The following is a 16,850-nucleotide window of genomic DNA, read 5'->3' as shown; positions in this document are numbered from 1 at the left end:
TTAGAAAACCTCAAAAAACTTGGTTTTACCGTTGAATTTGTAAAATATCTTTCTTAAAACTTATTCCTCAATCTGATATAATACATCAAGATGGGTTCCATCTCGATATTCAATAAGACCATAAATTTGATCGGTTTGGTTTAGCTCACAAATAGGAGCTGAACTAATTGATTCAGCATGAAGATCTTCTATTTTTCTCAATTTTATTCCGGCTTTTTCAAGCTCATTCTTAAGTTTCTCTCGTCGAACAGAACTTTGTGGATTAATTGAAACACCTTCTTCAGTTATAATTACATCAATGGAATCCCCTGGTGTAGAAACTGTTGTAACTTTTTTCACGATTGTGGGAACACGTCTTGCAATAGGAATTACAATCATACTTATTTTAGCCCGAGCAGCGTCCTGATGCCCACCAATTCCAGAATTTAATCTTCCATTACTAAAAGTATTTGCATTGACATTAAAATTAAGATCAACTTCAGTAGCTCCTAAAACAGAAAAATCGGTATGATTTGCAATACAACCTTTATTAAATGGATTATATGCGTGATCTATAGATACTTCGACATGATGTTTATTAGATTGTAGGGATTCAATGGCTATGACATCAAATGATTGTGCATCATAAATCCGTTTAAAAAACCCTTCTTGAAGCATTTCGACAGAATTTTTTTCAATACCTCCAAAAATATATCCTCCCTCAACTTTAGAATCCAACATGAGATCTTTAAGGTATTTTGAAGCCGCTAAAGACATTCCACCAGCCCCTGCTTGCCAATTAAATCCGTCTTTAAAGTATTCTGACAGCTTAATTACTTCTACAACATTTTCAACTATTTTTAATCTTTCTTCGGGTACCTTTCTGTCTAAACTTCCTGATGTTATCTTCTTGGGGTTTCCAATTGAATTAACCTCCAATATATAATCAACGCGACTAGAAGGTATACTTATATGTTCAAGAGGTTCAGAAGATATCGAATCAGTAACTCCGACCACAATGTCAGCATAGAGGGAATCTGTGTCTAGCGGATACCCAAGACTTCCAAATGCATTTACTCCATCAATACCATTTAAATTTCCAATTAAATCACAAGAAGAAGCAGCAATAAAGGCAATATCTATATGAAGGCTTCCTTCTTGGATTGCGCGTGCCCTACCCCCGTGAGACCGTAAAATAACGGGTAAATTTAAAGTACCATTAGATATTAACTTTCCTAAAGGACCATTAATAGATCCTTCTATACGACTGATAGTCCCTGATTCAATATGTTCCTTTAGTGGTGTATGAACAGAGAAGAGAGCAGTGGACGCTAAAGTAATATTTTTTAGTCCGAATGAAGATATTGCATTCATTATGGGAAGGATGACATTATCTCCCTCCCTTAAGGCATGATGAAACGAAACTGTTGTTCCATTTACTAATGAAAGATGAGACAACAAACTCTCGATTGAATCAAAAAAACGTTTTGAATCTCTGGTGACGATTGATTTTTGATAAGAGGGACCTACACGTTTGCCACGAATTTTACTTTCATGGATCCCTCTATAAGGGCGAATTTTCTTTCCAAAAAGATTTTCGGGAAGTGAACGACCTAAAGAGTTAACAATCATTTTACTTTTCCTCCTTTTCAAAAAAAATTTTTAGGAACTAATAAGGAACGTGAACAAAAAAATTTTTGCTTACTTTTTTATTAATTTCTAGGTATTGATATAAACTTTTCAAACAATTTTAAATTAAGATGTATAAAAATGACAGAAGAATGGGAAACAAAAATTACTAAAGTGACTCCTAATGAACTTTTGATAAGGGGATATCCACTTGACGAGCTTATCGGATCAATTACATTTGCCTCTGGGATTTTTTTGATAATTAGAGGAGAATTACCCTCTTTAAGAGAAGAAAAAGTAATTGATGCTATTCTTGTTTCATCAATAGATCATGGAGTTACTGCACCGAGTGCTGTTGCTGCAAGAACTGTTGCTTCTTGTGGTGTACCAATAACAACAGCAATGGGTACTGGAATTTTAGCTATAGGAGATTATCATGGAGGAGCAGGAGAAAAATGTTTTAAGTTCCTAAAAGAAACTCTCCAAAAAAAGAAAAATGATCAATCATTACAAAACCTCGTAGCAACAGTGGTACAAGCAGCTCGAGAACAAAAGATTCGCATTCCTGGATTTGGTCACCGTTATCATACAAAAGATCCACGCACAATGAAATTATTAAAAATTGCTGATCAGGAAAAAATTAGTGGAGTTTATGTCAATTTAGCACAATTAATCGCTAAAGAACTCAGCTATCAGTCACAAAAATCCTTACCACTAAACGTAGACGGAGCTATTGGAGCTATCTTGGCGGATATGGGTTTTGAAGCTAGTACAGCGAAAGCTTTCTTTGCAATATCACGTATTGCAGGATTAACAGCTCATATACTCGAAGAATACACACAAAGACCAGTAAGAACCATTATTCCCTCTGAAGCAAAATACACAGGTAATCCAAAAAGAAATCTAGCCTGAGGGAATTTGATGACACAGCATTATGATACAATTATAATTGGTTCGGGTATATCTGGTGCATTTCTAGCCCGAGAATTAACCTTTCATGGACAAAATGTCCTTTTGCTAGAGAAAGGGGGTTATCACAAATTTTTAGGAAACCACTTAGCAGTATTAAGAATAGTTGATCGAAAAGGATTTCGATATACAAAGGAACATAATTTAGTAGCTTCTGGAGTAACCGTTGGAGGTTCATCAGTCATATCAGCAGGTACATATTGCAGACCATCGAAAGATGCCTTTAAAGAATGGGGAATTTTTTTAGAGAATGAACTAGATTGTGTTGAAAAAGAATTAAAGCCAACTCTTTTGTCAAATGAACTTATTGGAGAAGGAAATCTTAATCTACTTAACGCAGGAAATCGTCTTGGATTTCATTGGCAAAAGTTGCCTAAATTTATTGATGAGACAAAATGCATTCCTAGATGTTCTTCTTGTATGTTGGGTTGTAAAAAGAATGCAAAATACACAGCAAGAACTTTAATTGAAGATGCCAAAAAAGACGGACTAATTTTGCAAAAAAAGAAAGCAGATCGTGTAATATCGAATAAAAATTCTGTACTTGGTGTAAAACCACATCGTGGACACATAATTACAGCGGATAGAGTAATCGTATCAGCAGGAGGTATACATTCATCAATTCTTCTCCAAAAATCTGGAATTTCTAATGCAGGTAAATCTTTTTTCATGGATCCTTTGGTATTTACTTACTCAAAAGTCCAAGATAAAGCCCTCAGTACAATCCATAATATACCTATGGCGGTAGGAACATATGAATTTTATAATGAAGGATTTATGCAAAGTCCTATTGTTGATCCATGGGGGTTATTCCTAGTTACAATGATTTTACAGAAAAATCCTCTAAATGTTTTTAAATTTAGGCATTACCCTAGATTAGTCGGTATAATGACAAAAATCCAAGATGAAAAGAATGGTACCCTTGGATTTGGAAGATTTTCCCTTAATATCTCAAAAAAACTCTCACAACAAGATCTATCACGATTAGATGAGGGAGAACAATTAGCTTCAGAAGTACTTCTTGAAGCAGGTGGTGATCCTAAAACAATTTTCTCTAGCACCATTAGAGGTGCACATCCAGGAGGGTCAAATGCGATCGGTGAAGTTGTAGATGCAGATCTTCAAACAAAAATTCCAAATTTATTTGTTTGTGATTCAAGTATACTTCCCAATTCTCTTGGAACTCCATTAGTTTCTGTATTAATGGCATTTAGTAAACGATTAGCAAATTTTATTCTTAATTCTGCTTAATCAGAATCACAACCACTGTCTACATTCTCTACTGATTTAGTGACATTTACCTCATTTGCTCTTTTTAAAGCAAATTTTAGTAATAATGGTCCTATTATTTCGGTAATGAGCACACTAACAGCAATTACATCTAATAAAAGGACTGCAGTGATGATAGCTGAAGGGATCCCAATCTCTAAAAGTTGAGAATAAGCTAATGCAGCTAAACCTACTGCTACTCCAGCTTGTGTCAGTAATGAAATGGGCAAGTTTTTTAAAACATTTTCTGGCATCTTAGCAAGGCGTGCTGTGGTATAAGACCCAATAAATTTTCCAGTTGCTCTAGCGAAGACGTATATCATTATAAGGAGCAGAGTATTAGTTATTAATTGGGATAAATCCATTTCAAATCCAATTAAAATAAAAAAAAGTGCAATAATAGGGGAAGACAGTCGTTCAACACCCATAATACATGCTTTATTCTCACATCTAGCTACTGTTGAGAGAGTAAGACCGAAAATTACACAACTTAAAATTATACTTATGTCAAGCAATCCAGCAAGAGCAATACAGATTAGAATTGCAGGAAATACAAATTCAGCAGATTGACTTGCTGAAACACCTTCGAAATGAAATGGATAGAGTAATAACGCGAGAAAAATTCCTAATATTAGAGATCCTGCCAATTCAAGAATAATAGGCAAAATTGTTTCTAGTAAAGATAATGAAATGCCTAAAAAGTAAGATTTTGAGTAATTAAGAAATACATTAAAGAAAATTATTGCTAAAATATCATCAAAAGCTATAATAAAAAGAATCAGCTGACTAAGTGGGCCTTCAGAACGGTATTCACTAATTACAGCAGAAGTTGAGGCAGGAGCGGTAGCCATAGCAATAGAACCAAGAAGAAAAGCTAATATCCAATCTCCTAGAAAAAAACCAATTGCAAAAATAACAATAATAAACGCTCCAAAAGCTTCACCAACTAGAACTAAGGTTAGTCCTATGGATTCCTCTCGAAACTTTCTTAAATCAAGATGAGCGCCAATCGAAAAACCGATGAATCCTAATGCACCATTAGTTATAATATAATGTAATTCAGCCGTTGGAGGGGTGGGAAATCCAATATTTTTAGCTAAAAATTGAAGTCCAATACCAGCAAAAATTAACCCTAACACTTGAGGTATCCCTCGTTTTCCCAAGACACGAGCTAAAACCAATGAAAATATGATAACAATTCCAATTTCAAAAATTGGAATTAATAATTGAATTTCATCAATTTTACTTAAGAACACATTAGAATCCCGATACTAGGTCAAATAAATAAGTAATAAAAAAATTTAGATTTGGAAAAATTAACATCTCAAAATATGTTATTTCAACAGTATTTGAAAGAAAAATCTCTGTTTTTTCAAATTTATTTTGTGTACATATCAATCAATAAACTTAATTTTTTAATTATTCATTTTTATTTTCTGATCATTATATATTCTTTTACTATTTCATTTTCTTGTTGCATTAACCTAAAGAAAAAAAAATTGAAAGATTCCTAGAGAATTAATGCAATCAAAAATAAAAAAAAATGGAAAGTTTGCTATTTTACTTTCAACAACCTTTCCATAAGATCATAAATCCTCTTTATCATTTGAGTAGGTTCGTTTAAAGAACCTTCAGTCAATTCTTGGCTTTCTAATAATAATAATACATTAAGAGGAATCAAAGGATCCTTGGAATCTTGCTCATGCATTTCTTTGAGCTTTTTGATAATTATATGGGAGTTATTGATCTCCATTATTTTTTTCTGGGGAATGAATTTCTCATCCATATATTTCATCACTCGAGTGAATGTACCCATACCACTCGGATTAATTAGACGACATGGACTATCTGTTAAAAATTCTGTATATCTAACTTCGATCACACGATCACCAAGTATGGATTCTAGAGCTTTAAGAAATGGATCTTTTTTACTTTCTTTCTCCTCACTTGAATCTTTTTCCTCTGATGTATCAGATGGTTTTTTCTCTTTATCAGGTTCTGGTTCTGCTTGATCGATGGCCTTAAAGTTTTTCTCATTAAAAGTGGTAACATTCATCATAACGAATGAATCTATTGGTTCATTAAATAAAATAACCTCAAGATCTTTCTTCTTGTAGTATTCAATGTGTGGACTTCTTTGAAGAGTCCCAAGATTTTCACCCAGAAGATAAAAGATGTCAGATTGGTCTGGTTTCATATTTTTGACATATTCTGAGAGAGTTGTAAATTCTTCTTCGGATTTTGATGTATGTATTCGTAGTAATCGAAGTAACTTTTCACGCTGCTTTTCATCTTGAATTATACCCTCCTTAATGAAAATTCCAAATTGTTCCCACCATTCATTAAAATTAGGTTGTAAACTTTCGTGATCTTCCCCAGATTCCTCTGTTAATGTTTTCTCAATTTTCTGTTGAGAAAGATTCTCGAGCTCATTGATTATTTTGCCAACAATCACCTTGGAAATCCTACGGATAGTTTGATCTACTTGAATTACTTCTCTAGAGACATTTAATGGGAGATCTTCTGAATCAACAACTCCAAATACGAACCGTAGATATTCAGGGAGTAAATCCTTAGCTTTTTCTTGTACTAAAATCTTTTTACTATAAAGTTTTAAACCATAATCTTGGTACATAGATGTGGTCATATACCTGCTTCTTCTTTGTGGAAGAAATAACAATGCACGGAATTGGATAGGAGCATCAACATTTAAGATTATTCTATGATACGGTTCAGTCCAATCCATGCTAAATTGTCTATAAAATTCATTGTATTCATCATCCGAAATATCATCCTCGGATTGATGCCAAATAGGTACCTGTCGATTAATTATTGTTTCTTCATCACCGATTCGAATAGGAAAACCTATAAAATCGCTATATTTCTTAATAATAGTCTCAATTTTAAATTTATCTGCATATTCCTTAGCACTTTCTTTAAGATATAATATAACATCTGTACCTCGTTCTTGTTTAGTTGTATAAGTGACTGTAAAACTCCCTGATCCGTCAGATTTCCATTCCACCGCTTTTTCATCAGGTTTATATGATTTTGAACGAACTATTACTTCCTTTGACACGATAAAGGAACTATAGAATCCCACTCCAAACTGACCAATTAAATTTACTGCATCTGGAGTATTTTCTACCTGTTTAAGGAATTCAAGGGTCCCGCTCTGAGCAATTGTCCCGAGGTTTTTAACAATTTCATCAAAGGACATACCAATTCCATTATCTGAAACAGTAAGGATTTTTTCATCCTCATCATAGGAAATTCTAATATTAAGCTCTTTCTCTGGATCAAGAACTTTTTGAGATTGGTTGAGCAAAATAATACGAATCCTGTTCAAAGCGTCTGCAGAATTTGAAATAAGTTCTCTAAGAAAGATTTCGGGATTTTTATAAAGTTTATTTATTAAAATATCAAGAACCCGTTGAATTTCAGCTTGAAACTCAAATGTCTTCGGTTCAGTATCACTTTTCAGCTTTTTCTTAGGCATATTAAAGCTCTCCTAGGAAATATCTATTCCTTATTATATTTAAACTCATATGATCAAAAATTCCAATGATTTCTAATTTTTTCTCCTTCTCATTAGCTTCTAGAACCTTTAAATAGGGAATAGAATGATATATTGTTGGGGCTGTTTATTCGATTAATTTGAAAAAAAATACTACTATTGGTATTTTTCTAAAGATCGGATGAACGGAATCAATAATATAACAAATAAATCAATGAAGTGAAAAATATGGCAAAATGGGAATGTATGATCTGTGGATATATTTATGATGATGATAATGAAGGTACTCCATTTGAGGAACTGCCCGATGATTGGGTTTGTCCTGAATGTGGAGCACCCAAAGAAGATTTCGAGAAAATTGATTGATTAGTAAATAAAATCCTTTTTTGTTATTAAAAGAATTAATTCAATGGGTAATCATTGGTTACTCACCTTTTTAATTCTAAGATGTTAATATCTAAGTGAAATAAAATGGTATCTGTAAAGATAACTGAAAATATATACTGGACTGGGGTTAATGATCGAACAACGGATCTTTTCGAAGGATTATGGCCCATTAGTGAAGAAGGTGTCTCTTATAACAGTTATGTCATTCTGGATGAAAAAGTTGCTTTAATTGATCTAGTTAAGAGTTTCAAAACAGATGATTACCTTTCTCAAATTGAGGAAATAATTGATCCGACGAAAATCGACTATGTCATTGTAAATCATGTTGAACCCGATCATACAGGGATGATAAAGGTAATGAGTCGATTGGCACCAAATATCATTTTTGTGGGTACAGAAAAAACTAAGAAAATGTTAGAAGATTATTACCAGCTTGAATTTGGAGACAAATTTCTTGTTGTAAAAACTGGGGCTAGATTAAACCTAGGTACGCATGAGCTAGAGTTTTATGAGGTACCTTTTGTTCATTGGCCTGAAACTATGGTTACTTATGAACGAAAAAATGAAATTTTATTTTCTTGTGACGCGTTCGGAAGTTATGGAGCTCTCCGTGGTGCTATCTTTGATGATGAATATGATGATCTAGAATTTTATAAAGAAGAAGCACTCCGTTATTATGTTAATATAGTAGCAAAGTTCTCACGTTTTGTATTAAAAGCGATTGATGCATTAAAAACTCTACAAATAAGAATCATTGCGCCTTCTCATGGTCTAATATGGCGAAAACACCCTGAAAAAATTATTAAACTTTATTCAAAATGGGCAACTTACGCTTCTGAGCCCTCAGAGAAAGGAATAACACTGATTTATGCTTCTATGTATGGGAATACCGAGAAAGTTATGAATGCTGTTGCTCAAGGAGCATCTAAAGAAGGAATACCGATTCAAATCTTTGATGTAGCTCGAACCCATGTAAGTTACATTTTGCCTTCCCTATGGAAATATCAAGGAATATTAATAGGTACTCCTACTTATGAAACAAAACTGTTCCCTCCGATGGCATATGTATTACAGATGGCGGATTATAAGCGGATTACAAACAAGAAAGTAGCTAGGTTTGGTAGTTATGGTTGGAGTGGTGGAGCTCAACGAGATCTAGAGTCTTACATTGAGAAGCTTAAGTGGGATCTAGTTGATATTTTTGAATTTCAAGGCGGTCCCTCAGAGGAAGACCTTAAATATGGGAAAAAGTTCGGGGAAAACTTCGCAAAAATAATCCGAAGTAGCTAAAGAGACAGAAACCAGAAAAATCGAAACGATTTCATCTTCGAAAAGATAATATGATAAACAATCTCTAAAGTAGATTAGATTAATAGAGAATTTATCCGCAGATTGAACTTATATTTGCGGAAGTTTAATTCACACATGTTTATTAAAGAGGGAGCGTAAAAACATGATAAGTCGTACTCAGAGGACCTTCTGAGACGTTTTTTTGGTGTTAAAAATGAAAAAACGATTGAAAATTGGATTATTTTTCACCCTTTTAACAATCGGATTATTATTACCAAATAGCTCTATTGCCCCCATACAAGCGGATCTAGTCAGTGACCTCTTTGAAGATTTCGAGGGAAATGTTTTTCCGTCATGGAGTGCAACAGGGTTATGGCACATAGAGGATAACAATACCTCGGCATATCCGATTCAAGGGATACCAAGTGATTCACATTACGCTTGGTACGGAAGTAATATCACAGGAAATTACGCAACGAATGATGGTCTAGGTAATGCTACCGTTAATTCAGGTACATTAACTTCAAGCCCAGTTGATCTAACTGGATTTTCTGCAGATGAACGTATTCTCTTAGAATTCTGGAGCTATGCGGACACTGAATATGGAACAAATTATGATATGAAACAAGCATATATTACATCCGATGGAGGATCAACATGGAAGAATATTGGAAATGTGACCATAGAATCAGAATCTTCTTGGCAACATTATAAATTTGATATCAGTCAATACCGAAATTTTAGCGCAATTCAAATTCAGTTTCGATTCGATACAGTAGATAACCTCTCTAACGATTATCTTGGATGGCTTATTGATGATATAGCTATTGTTTCAGCTCCTTTAGAATATTTTGATTTATGGATTATTCAAGATTATTATGCTCAAGTCGGTGAAAAACGATATATGAGTTTCCATGTTGAATCATACTTTAATAAAAGCATGAATGTCAGTATCACAGTAGAAATTCTTGGCCCCGTATCAGTTATCCTATATAATTCAAGTGAGACAATCATCGGTGCCTATTCAGGATGGAATATTACTTTGGATTATACTTTTCCAATAGAAGGAAATTATGATGTTCGATTTGCTGTCATGGACGATGCAGGTGGCTTGTGGGAAGAATGGTGTTGGTGGGAAGTATACCCCCTACCTCCAGAATACTTTGAGCTCTGGATCGACCAAGAATGGCATGCATATCTTGATGAGACTAAATGGATGAATTTCTATATTTATTCCTATTTCAACCATTCAATGAGTAATGTCACGGTAGGAATAAGGATATCAGGACCCAATACCTATGAATATCTATATCTAAGTGATACCGTATACATGCCTGCTTGGGGTATGTGGAATTATACTACTGAGTTTACTTTTCTATATGAAGGAAAATACGACGTTTATTTCTTTTTAATTGATGATATGGATTTTACATGGGAAACTTGGTGTTATTGGGAAGTTGAAAAATTCTATGAACACTTTGAACTTTGGATTGAACAGGAAAACTTTGCGACTGTTGGTGATTATAAATGGATGGATTTCTATGTAGAATCCTACTTTAATCATGATATGTGGGTTGAAATAAAAATAGAAATTATTGATCCATCTGGTTACGCAGATATTTTATACCATAATACATCAGTTTATATCTCCACAAATAGTTCTTGGATCCATTACAGTGAATATCTATTCTCAGTTGTGGGACATTATGATATCCGTTTGTCTCTTGTTGATGATAAAGGAGAAGTGTGGGATGCATGGTGTTGGTATGAAGTCTTTGAATCTAGTGGTGAATTCCTTTGGTTGGAAATTTTCCAAGAACAATATGCACTAGTCGGAGAAACAAAATGGATGGATTTCATTGTTTATTCTAATTTTAGCTATGATATCTCAGGTGTTACAATTCAAGCACAGATAAATACACCATCAGGAACAGAGGATCTCTTCCTATTCGATGATATTACATTATTCATGTATTCATGGTGGTCAATGGGATTAGAATACACATTCAACCAATATGGATACTATGAAGTTATTTTCAAAGTAATGCTTGCAACAGGGGAAACATGGACTCATACTTGCAGTTGGGAAGTTCAAGAATTAAATTATCTAGAACTTTTTATTGATAGTATCAAAGAAGTTCAACTAGGATTAACACATAATTTCTATGTAGGAGTTATTAACCACTATAACTTCCCACAAAGCTTCTCAGTAGAAGTCCATATGACTGACCCAGAGGGAACTAGCGAGACAATTTTCAATGGAGACGTATCAGATCTAGCATCAGGCCAAAAATGGAAAACCGAACTTAGATATACATTCAAAATAGCTGGAAACTATACTATTAAGATGAAAGTGACTACAAACACTGATTCATTTTTCATCGATAGCTTCTTCGATGTATACACTGAACTTTCAACTAATACAACAGATTCGACTGAACCCCCACGTACCACTGAACCAACAATCGATCTTACACCTGGTTTTGAGTTTTTCATGTTGCCTCTGATCTTTATTCCTATGATCCTTCATAAAAAACGAAAGAGATAATTGTATTCTCTTCCTACCCCCTTTTTTTATATAAAATCTTTTAATTGTCCCATAATTTCTAAGCCAGCCATATCTCCAATCCCTTTGTATTCCAATCTTTTCTTAGAATCAGCAAAATCGATTGATATTGAGGAAGTCAAGCTTTCTAAGACTTTCCCAATCATCTTTCCAGAAACAGGTCCTTTAATCCTTGTTTTATTCCTCTGATCCGCCTCAACATTAATTTTCACCATCCCTTTTTTCAAAGTAAATGAGACATAATTATCTTTTATAATTAGTCGTTCTAATTTTGTACGGTTATACGAGGAAAATAGATATAATTCTCCATTTAATAAGAAACCTGCTAAGAAACCTGTAAATTGTTGCCCTAAATATTTAATTTTAGCAATCGAAGCCATAAATGAAATATTTTCATCTGAAAAATGATTTGATTGCATCCAAATCCATGCTTGAGGAAAGGATCTCCCCCAATCTTTTTCAATATACCCCTTTCCACCGTCAAATATAATAGGGGAAGAATTTACAAACAATTTCCCTGAAACTTTAGGATTAAAACTCAATACCCCATGCGAACACTCCATTCGGGGAAGAAAAGCAAATGGTCCCATAGCTCCAGGTGTAAATCGTGTCACAGGCCAGGGGATATGATTTGAAAAAGATATTTCACCCTCTATTTGAAGCTGTTGATTCTCTATACCCAATTTTATTTTGTCTTGGGAAAAATAGTTTTCTCCTATTGAAACCTCAAAAAATTCGTTATGATAGGTAAATTCTTCTAATGGATAGCTAACAAAGTTGTATTGATTTGTTAAACCATCAAATATTTGGATAAAAGCTTGAGCTGGTTCCCCAGAAGAAAAACCTGGAATAATGGCAAAACTATGCTTTTTCGGTCTGTCAACAATTTTATAGTACCATCCCTCGAACCTAGCTTTCCCTATTCCATGACAAACAGCAGGTTTCCATATCTTTTTCATAAGTTATCAAATCAATATTTTAAATGACTAATTTATAACCTATTCATCTAATTATTCGAATTTTTACCCTAAAAACTGTATTATTCTTTTATTCCAAACTATTATTTCTGAATTAGTTTCACTAATTCAAATAAAGAATAAGAATAATAATTTCTAATTGAAACATATTCAAGAAATAATCCATTAGAATGATAAATTCATTTAGATGATTACAAGATGAACTAGGAAGATAGAACTATGTTTACAGAAGGAAAAATCGGAATATTAAAAACGAAAAACCGTTTTATTCGATCAGCAACAGCTGAGTTCGGTGCAAATTCAGATGGAACTATTACACCTCTTTATTTCGAGTTATATCGTCAATTAAGTTTAAATGAAATCGGAGTCATAATACAAGGACATTTATACATATCGGAAGAAGGAAAAGCACATGATAAAATGGCTGGAATATCTCAAAATTCCCATTTGAAACAACTTAAACAACTAACAAAAATAGTACATAATTCAGGGAAGTCTTCTATAATTATTGCTCAATTAAACCACGGAGGTATACATTCAGTTAGCAAAAAAGCACCATCCTTACTTGATGGAAAAAAAGCGGTTGAAATGACTGATGATGATATCGAGAATGTCATCATTGGCTTTAAGTCTGCTGCAAAGAAAGCTAAAGAAGTAGGATATGACGGTATTCAAATTCATGCAGCTCATGGCTATTTACTTAGTCAATTTTTATCAAAACGTACTAATAAAAGAGAGGATACTTGGGGAGGAATTTTAGAAAATCGAGCTTCTTTTTTGTTGAATGTTTATCGAGGTATTCGTGATTCAGTAGGATCAAATTTTCCTATATTAGTAAAAATGAACGGATCAGATGATCCAATTGATGGATTTCCAATTGAGGAAGGTACTAGAGTAGCAAAATGGTTAGCTGAAGAAGGGGTGGACACATTAGAAGTTAGTGGAATGAAATCAACACGAAAAATTGAAGATGAAGAATTAACCTATTTTGTCCCGTTTGCAGAGAAAATAAAAAAGCAAGTTGGGGATATACCAGTAAGTGTGGTTGGAGGATTTCGATACTTTGCCACAATGCAACGAATTCGAGATAACTTTGCTGATTTTATTTCAATATCTCGACCCTTTATTAGAGAACCTGACCTTATTTTAAAATTTAAAGATGGTAAAGAAAAAGCTGATTGTATCTCATGCAATAAATGTTTTAACGTTGAAGATATCGTCAAATGCAGAGCAGATGAATAAATTTCATGATATTGTAACTATTCAACTAAATATTTAATAGAAAATCTAACTATTAGATCCTATTTGAACTTAGGTTTTCTTTTTTCAAGAAAGGCATTTACACCTTCTTGAAGATCTTCATGAGTGAAGCAGAGAGCACAGAGATTGGCTTCCATCTGAATCGCATCAAACCACGACATTTCTGTACCACGATCAATAGCCTCTTTAGCTTGTGATATAGCAAAACGTGGACCAAATGCTAATCGTTTAACAAGCTCATCAACTGTAGACTCAAGGTTTTCTGGCAAAACAACTTTATTCACAAGTCCAATATTCAAAGCTGTTTCAGCATTGATATTATTACCTAGAAGAATCATTTCTTTTGCTCGGGTCTTACCGATAAGCCTAGGAAGACGTTGCGTCCCGCCTGCTCCAGGTATCAATCCAAGTTTAATTTCAGGTTGACCAAATACAGCTTGTGTCGATGCAATCCGAAAATCACAAGCCATGGCTAATTCACAACCAGCTCCAAAGGCAAAACCATTTATTACAGCTATTGTTGGAATAGGAAGCATTTCTATTCTAGTTACAATCTTCTGGAATCTGATAGTGAGGATTTTAATATCGCAAATAGAAATATCTTTGAATTCTTTAATATCAGCACCAGCTACGAAAGCTCTTCCTTTTCCCCTAAAGACTAAGACACGAAATTTCTGTAAATCTTCCTCTAGTTGATCTACCACAAGCTTTAATTCTTCTAATGTTTCAATATTGATAGCATTAAGAGCTGCTTCACGAATAAAGGTGACATTAACGATTTGGTCAGAAGAAACCTCAAATGATAAATTTTTGAACATAAACGGTTCACCATCCAATATAATTATACAAAAATTTTAAGTGCATCTTTTCATGAGACAGTCATATACATTGTAGATTAAAAATTTACAATCATTACGAGTGATAAATATGGTTCTTTATGAATTTGAAGGCAAACAACCTAAAGTTGCTGAATCTGCTTATATTTTCCCATCGGCAATAGTTATTGGAGATGTAACTATTGGAAATAATTGCTTTATTGGTCCTAATGCCGCACTGAGAGGGGATTGGGGCATTATTGAAATTGGTGAAGGATCTAATGTTCAAGACAATTGTGTAATACATTCTGTCCCTGAAGGAAAAACCATTTTAGGTAATAATTGTCATATTGGACATGGAGCGGTAGTTCATCAATCAGAATTAGGGGAACATGTTCTTATAGGCATGAATGCTGTGATTGGTAATTGGGTTAAGATAGGTGATGAAAGTATTATTGGCGAGGGGTGTGTTGTTCCCCGTAGAACAGTGATTGAAGCTAATAGTATCGTTGTGGGAGTTCCAGGAAAGGTGATTGGAAAAACCTCTAGTGAACAACTGGAATACAATTGGTGGGCAACTAAGATGTATCAAACATTACCTAAGAGGTATAAAGAGAGTCTTAAGCTTTTATAAAATCATCAGCTTGAATTTTATCATTTGTATTTGTATCTCAAATCGATTACATATATTGGAAAAGCAAACAAATATCAATGGATTATTTTGGATATTTGATTAATATGACAAAAACTCCACCTATAAATTCATCACAAGAATTACGAAGGATTTCTACAAAATATTATAAAGGATTAGAAGAAGCATCAGCAGATCCTACAAGAAAGATTGCTTGGTGTTCTAGTGTAGGACCTGCAGAATTGCTATTAGCCATGGATTTTGCAGTTTATTATCCAGAAAACCATGCTGCCATGTTGGGAGCAAGTCGAACTGCAAATAAATATATTCCAGCTTCTATTGCATTAGGTTATTCCCCTGAAATTTGTAGTTATCTTACTAGTGATATCGGTGCATATTTAAAAAAAGAAACTCCATTTACAAAGGCTTATGGAGTAAAAAGAATTCCTGAACCTGATGTATTAATTTTCAATACAAATCAATGTCGAGATGTTCAAGATTGGTTCTCTTTTTATGCTAGAGAGTTTGATGTCCCAATTTTGGGAATTAATTCTCCAAGTTTTATTACAGAGATCAATCAAAATCATATTAGTACTGTAGCAGAACAGATGAAGGATATAACGGAACAGTTAGAGAAAATAACTGAATATTCTTTTGAAAAAGCTAAATTACAGAAAAAATTACGCCTTTCCTTAGAATGTAGTCACCTCTGGTTAGATGTTTTAAAAACAGGTGCCAATATTCCCTCTCCATTGACTTTCTTTGATGGATGTATTCATATGCTTCCAGCAGTTGTGTTACGTGGGAATCAGATAGCAATTGACTATTATAAATTATTAAAAGAAGAACTTGAGGATCGCATCGAACAGAATATATCCGCTGTTTTGGATGAGAAATTTCGGATATTTTGGGATGGAATGCCTATATGGGGAAAATTACGATCTCTGTCAGACCAATTTTACGATTTAAAGACATGTATAGTTGCGTCAACATATTGTAATAGCTGGATATTTACTGATTTCAATCCAAATGAGCCTTTCTTAAGTATGGCTAAGGCTTATACAAATCTTTTCATCAATAAATCCGAGATTGGGAAAATAACTTATTTAAAAGACATGATCAAAGAATTTCATATCGATGGAATTATTTTCCATAATGCTAGAACATGTCCAAACAATTCAAATACTCAATATGGAATGCCAAAACGGTTAGAAGAACAAACTGATATACCAAACCTAGTTATTGATGCTGATCTTAATGATCTCAACGTTTATAGTGAGGAACAGACGAGAACGAATATTGAGGCCTTTATAGAACAACTTTCTGGGTTTTAATTTAAATAAATTGAATTTATCTTATATAGAGGGAAATAAATAGTGTCTTTGAATCCTCTTTATGCAGGAATTGATATTGGATCTTCATTCACCAAAACTATAATATTAAATCGAAATAAAGAGATTTGTGGGACGAAAGTTGACTTTTCAGGAGTGAATTTACAACTTGCTGCTGAAAAAACACTTTATGCAGCTCTACCTAAGAATTCAAATCTTCTTGATGTTAA

General features: G+C 33.6%; 14 protein-coding genes. 9 read left to right on the top strand and 5 right to left on the bottom strand.

The genetic code is table 11. The features are described from left to right. Positions 1-60 precede the first annotated feature (60 nt). Positions 61-1,611 carry a citrate lyase subunit alpha gene (locus ACWVCY_RS11350; RefSeq protein WP_455142942.1) on the bottom strand — a complete coding sequence of 517 codons (1,551 nt, stop codon included), beginning with the start codon at positions 1,609-1,611 and terminating at the stop codon, positions 61-63. Between the two features lie 138 nt (positions 1,612-1,749). On the opposite strand from ACWVCY_RS11350, the gene ACWVCY_RS11345 reads away from it, so the two are divergent. Together ACWVCY_RS11345 and ACWVCY_RS11340 are read left to right on the top strand one after the other, a co-directional pair. Continuing rightward, complete coding sequence (locus ACWVCY_RS11345) at positions 1,750-2,520, top strand: citryl-CoA lyase (RefSeq protein ID WP_455142941.1); 771 nt, start codon at positions 1,750-1,752, stop codon at positions 2,518-2,520. Between the two features lie 9 nt (positions 2,521-2,529). Next, positions 2,530-3,828: an FAD-dependent oxidoreductase gene (locus tag ACWVCY_RS11340; RefSeq protein WP_455142940.1), complete on the top strand. Its 1,299-nt coding sequence runs from the start codon at positions 2,530-2,532 to the stop codon at positions 3,826-3,828. Here the strand turns inward: ACWVCY_RS11340 and ACWVCY_RS11335 are convergent. Continuing rightward, the gene (locus tag ACWVCY_RS11335) at positions 3,825-5,102 is read right to left on the bottom strand and encodes a cation:proton antiporter (RefSeq protein WP_455142939.1); all 1,278 of its coding nucleotides are present in this window, start codon (positions 5,100-5,102) and stop codon (positions 3,825-3,827) included. The genes ACWVCY_RS11340 and ACWVCY_RS11335 overlap by 4 nt on opposite strands. Positions 5,103-5,401: 299 nt before the next feature. Further along, positions 5,402-7,345, bottom strand: coding sequence for a molecular chaperone HtpG (gene htpG, locus ACWVCY_RS11330; RefSeq protein WP_455142938.1), 1,944 nt, complete (start codon positions 7,343-7,345; stop codon positions 5,402-5,404). A gap of 246 nt (positions 7,346-7,591) precedes the next feature. Here htpG and ACWVCY_RS11325 point away from each other — a divergent pair, with 246 nt between their 5' ends. The 3 genes from ACWVCY_RS11325 to ACWVCY_RS11315 all read left to right on the top strand — a co-directional run bounded on the left by ACWVCY_RS11325 (position 7,592) and on the right by ACWVCY_RS11315 (position 11,588). Further along, positions 7,592-7,729, top strand: coding sequence for a rubredoxin (locus ACWVCY_RS11325; RefSeq protein WP_455142937.1), 138 nt, complete (start codon positions 7,592-7,594; stop codon positions 7,727-7,729). A 105-nt stretch (positions 7,730-7,834) separates the two neighbouring features. Further along, positions 7,835-9,040, top strand: a complete 1,206-nt coding sequence (locus tag ACWVCY_RS11320) for an FprA family A-type flavoprotein (RefSeq protein WP_455142936.1) — start codon at positions 7,835-7,837, stop codon at positions 9,038-9,040. 214 nt (positions 9,041-9,254) lie between these two features. Then, complete coding sequence (locus ACWVCY_RS11315; protein WP_455142935.1) at positions 9,255-11,588, top strand: hypothetical protein; 2,334 nt, start codon at positions 9,255-9,257, stop codon at positions 11,586-11,588. 26 nt (positions 11,589-11,614) lie between these two features. Here ACWVCY_RS11315 and ACWVCY_RS11310 read toward each other — a convergent pair whose 3' ends face one another. Next, complete coding sequence (locus ACWVCY_RS11310; RefSeq protein WP_455142934.1) at positions 11,615-12,565, bottom strand: tocopherol cyclase family protein; 951 nt, start codon at positions 12,563-12,565, stop codon at positions 11,615-11,617. Positions 12,566-12,802: 237 nt separating this feature from the next. On the opposite strand from ACWVCY_RS11310, the gene ACWVCY_RS11305 reads away from it, so the two are divergent. Then, entirely contained in the window at positions 12,803-13,825 is a 1,023-nt protein-coding gene (locus ACWVCY_RS11305) for an NADH:flavin oxidoreductase (RefSeq protein WP_455142933.1), read from the top strand. A 59-nt stretch (positions 13,826-13,884) separates the two neighbouring features. Here ACWVCY_RS11305 and ACWVCY_RS11300 read toward each other — a convergent pair whose 3' ends face one another. Beyond that, positions 13,885-14,661 carry an enoyl-CoA hydratase/isomerase family protein gene (locus tag ACWVCY_RS11300; protein WP_455142932.1) on the bottom strand — a complete coding sequence of 259 codons (777 nt, stop codon included), beginning with the start codon at positions 14,659-14,661 and terminating at the stop codon, positions 13,885-13,887. Positions 14,662-14,770: 109 nt separating this feature from the next. Between ACWVCY_RS11300 and ACWVCY_RS11295 the strand changes: the two genes are divergently transcribed. From ACWVCY_RS11295 to ACWVCY_RS11285, 3 genes are all read left to right on the top strand, one after another. Next, the gene (locus tag ACWVCY_RS11295) at positions 14,771-15,292 is read left to right on the top strand and encodes a gamma carbonic anhydrase family protein (protein WP_455142931.1); all 522 of its coding nucleotides are present in this window, start codon (positions 14,771-14,773) and stop codon (positions 15,290-15,292) included. Between the two features lie 104 nt (positions 15,293-15,396). Continuing rightward, entirely contained in the window at positions 15,397-16,623 is a 1,227-nt protein-coding gene (locus tag ACWVCY_RS11290; protein ID WP_455142930.1) for a 2-hydroxyacyl-CoA dehydratase subunit D, read from the top strand. A gap of 42 nt (positions 16,624-16,665) precedes the next feature. Continuing rightward, positions 16,666-16,850 (top strand): hypothetical protein (locus tag ACWVCY_RS11285; RefSeq protein ID WP_455142929.1); only part of this gene is annotated, 185 nt, incomplete at its 3' end.

The sequence above is a fragment of the Candidatus Hodarchaeum mangrovi genome (genome assembly GCF_975850365.1).
Note: the sequence above shows the minus strand (reverse complement) of the source record. Positions and strands in the feature narration are given on the sequence as shown.

Excerpts from the sequence above, each read along its gene's own strand:
- ACWVCY_RS11350 (WP_455142942.1), bottom strand. The coding sequence starts at position 1,611 with ATGATTGTTAACTCTTTAGGTCGTTCACTTCCCGAAAATCTTTTTGGA.
- ACWVCY_RS11345 (WP_455142941.1), top strand. The coding sequence starts at position 1,750 with ATGACAGAAGAATGGGAAACAAAAATTACTAAAGTGACTCCTAATGAA.
- ACWVCY_RS11340 (WP_455142940.1), top strand. The coding sequence starts at position 2,530 with ATGACACAGCATTATGATACAATTATAATTGGTTCGGGTATATCTGGT.
- htpG (WP_455142938.1), bottom strand. The coding sequence starts at position 7,345 with ATGCCTAAGAAAAAGCTGAAAAGTGATACTGAACCGAAGACATTTGAG.
- ACWVCY_RS11325 (WP_455142937.1), top strand. The coding sequence starts at position 7,592 with ATGGCAAAATGGGAATGTATGATCTGTGGATATATTTATGATGATGAT.
- ACWVCY_RS11320 (WP_455142936.1), top strand. The coding sequence starts at position 7,835 with ATGGTATCTGTAAAGATAACTGAAAATATATACTGGACTGGGGTTAAT.
- ACWVCY_RS11315 (WP_455142935.1), top strand. The coding sequence starts at position 9,255 with ATGAAAAAACGATTGAAAATTGGATTATTTTTCACCCTTTTAACAATC.
- ACWVCY_RS11310 (WP_455142934.1), bottom strand. The coding sequence starts at position 12,565 with ATGAAAAAGATATGGAAACCTGCTGTTTGTCATGGAATAGGGAAAGCT.
- ACWVCY_RS11305 (WP_455142933.1), top strand. The coding sequence starts at position 12,803 with ATGTTTACAGAAGGAAAAATCGGAATATTAAAAACGAAAAACCGTTTT.
- ACWVCY_RS11300 (WP_455142932.1), bottom strand. The coding sequence starts at position 14,661 with ATGTTCAAAAATTTATCATTTGAGGTTTCTTCTGACCAAATCGTTAAT.
- ACWVCY_RS11295 (WP_455142931.1), top strand. The coding sequence starts at position 14,771 with ATGGTTCTTTATGAATTTGAAGGCAAACAACCTAAAGTTGCTGAATCT.
- ACWVCY_RS11290 (WP_455142930.1), top strand. The coding sequence starts at position 15,397 with ATGACAAAAACTCCACCTATAAATTCATCACAAGAATTACGAAGGATT.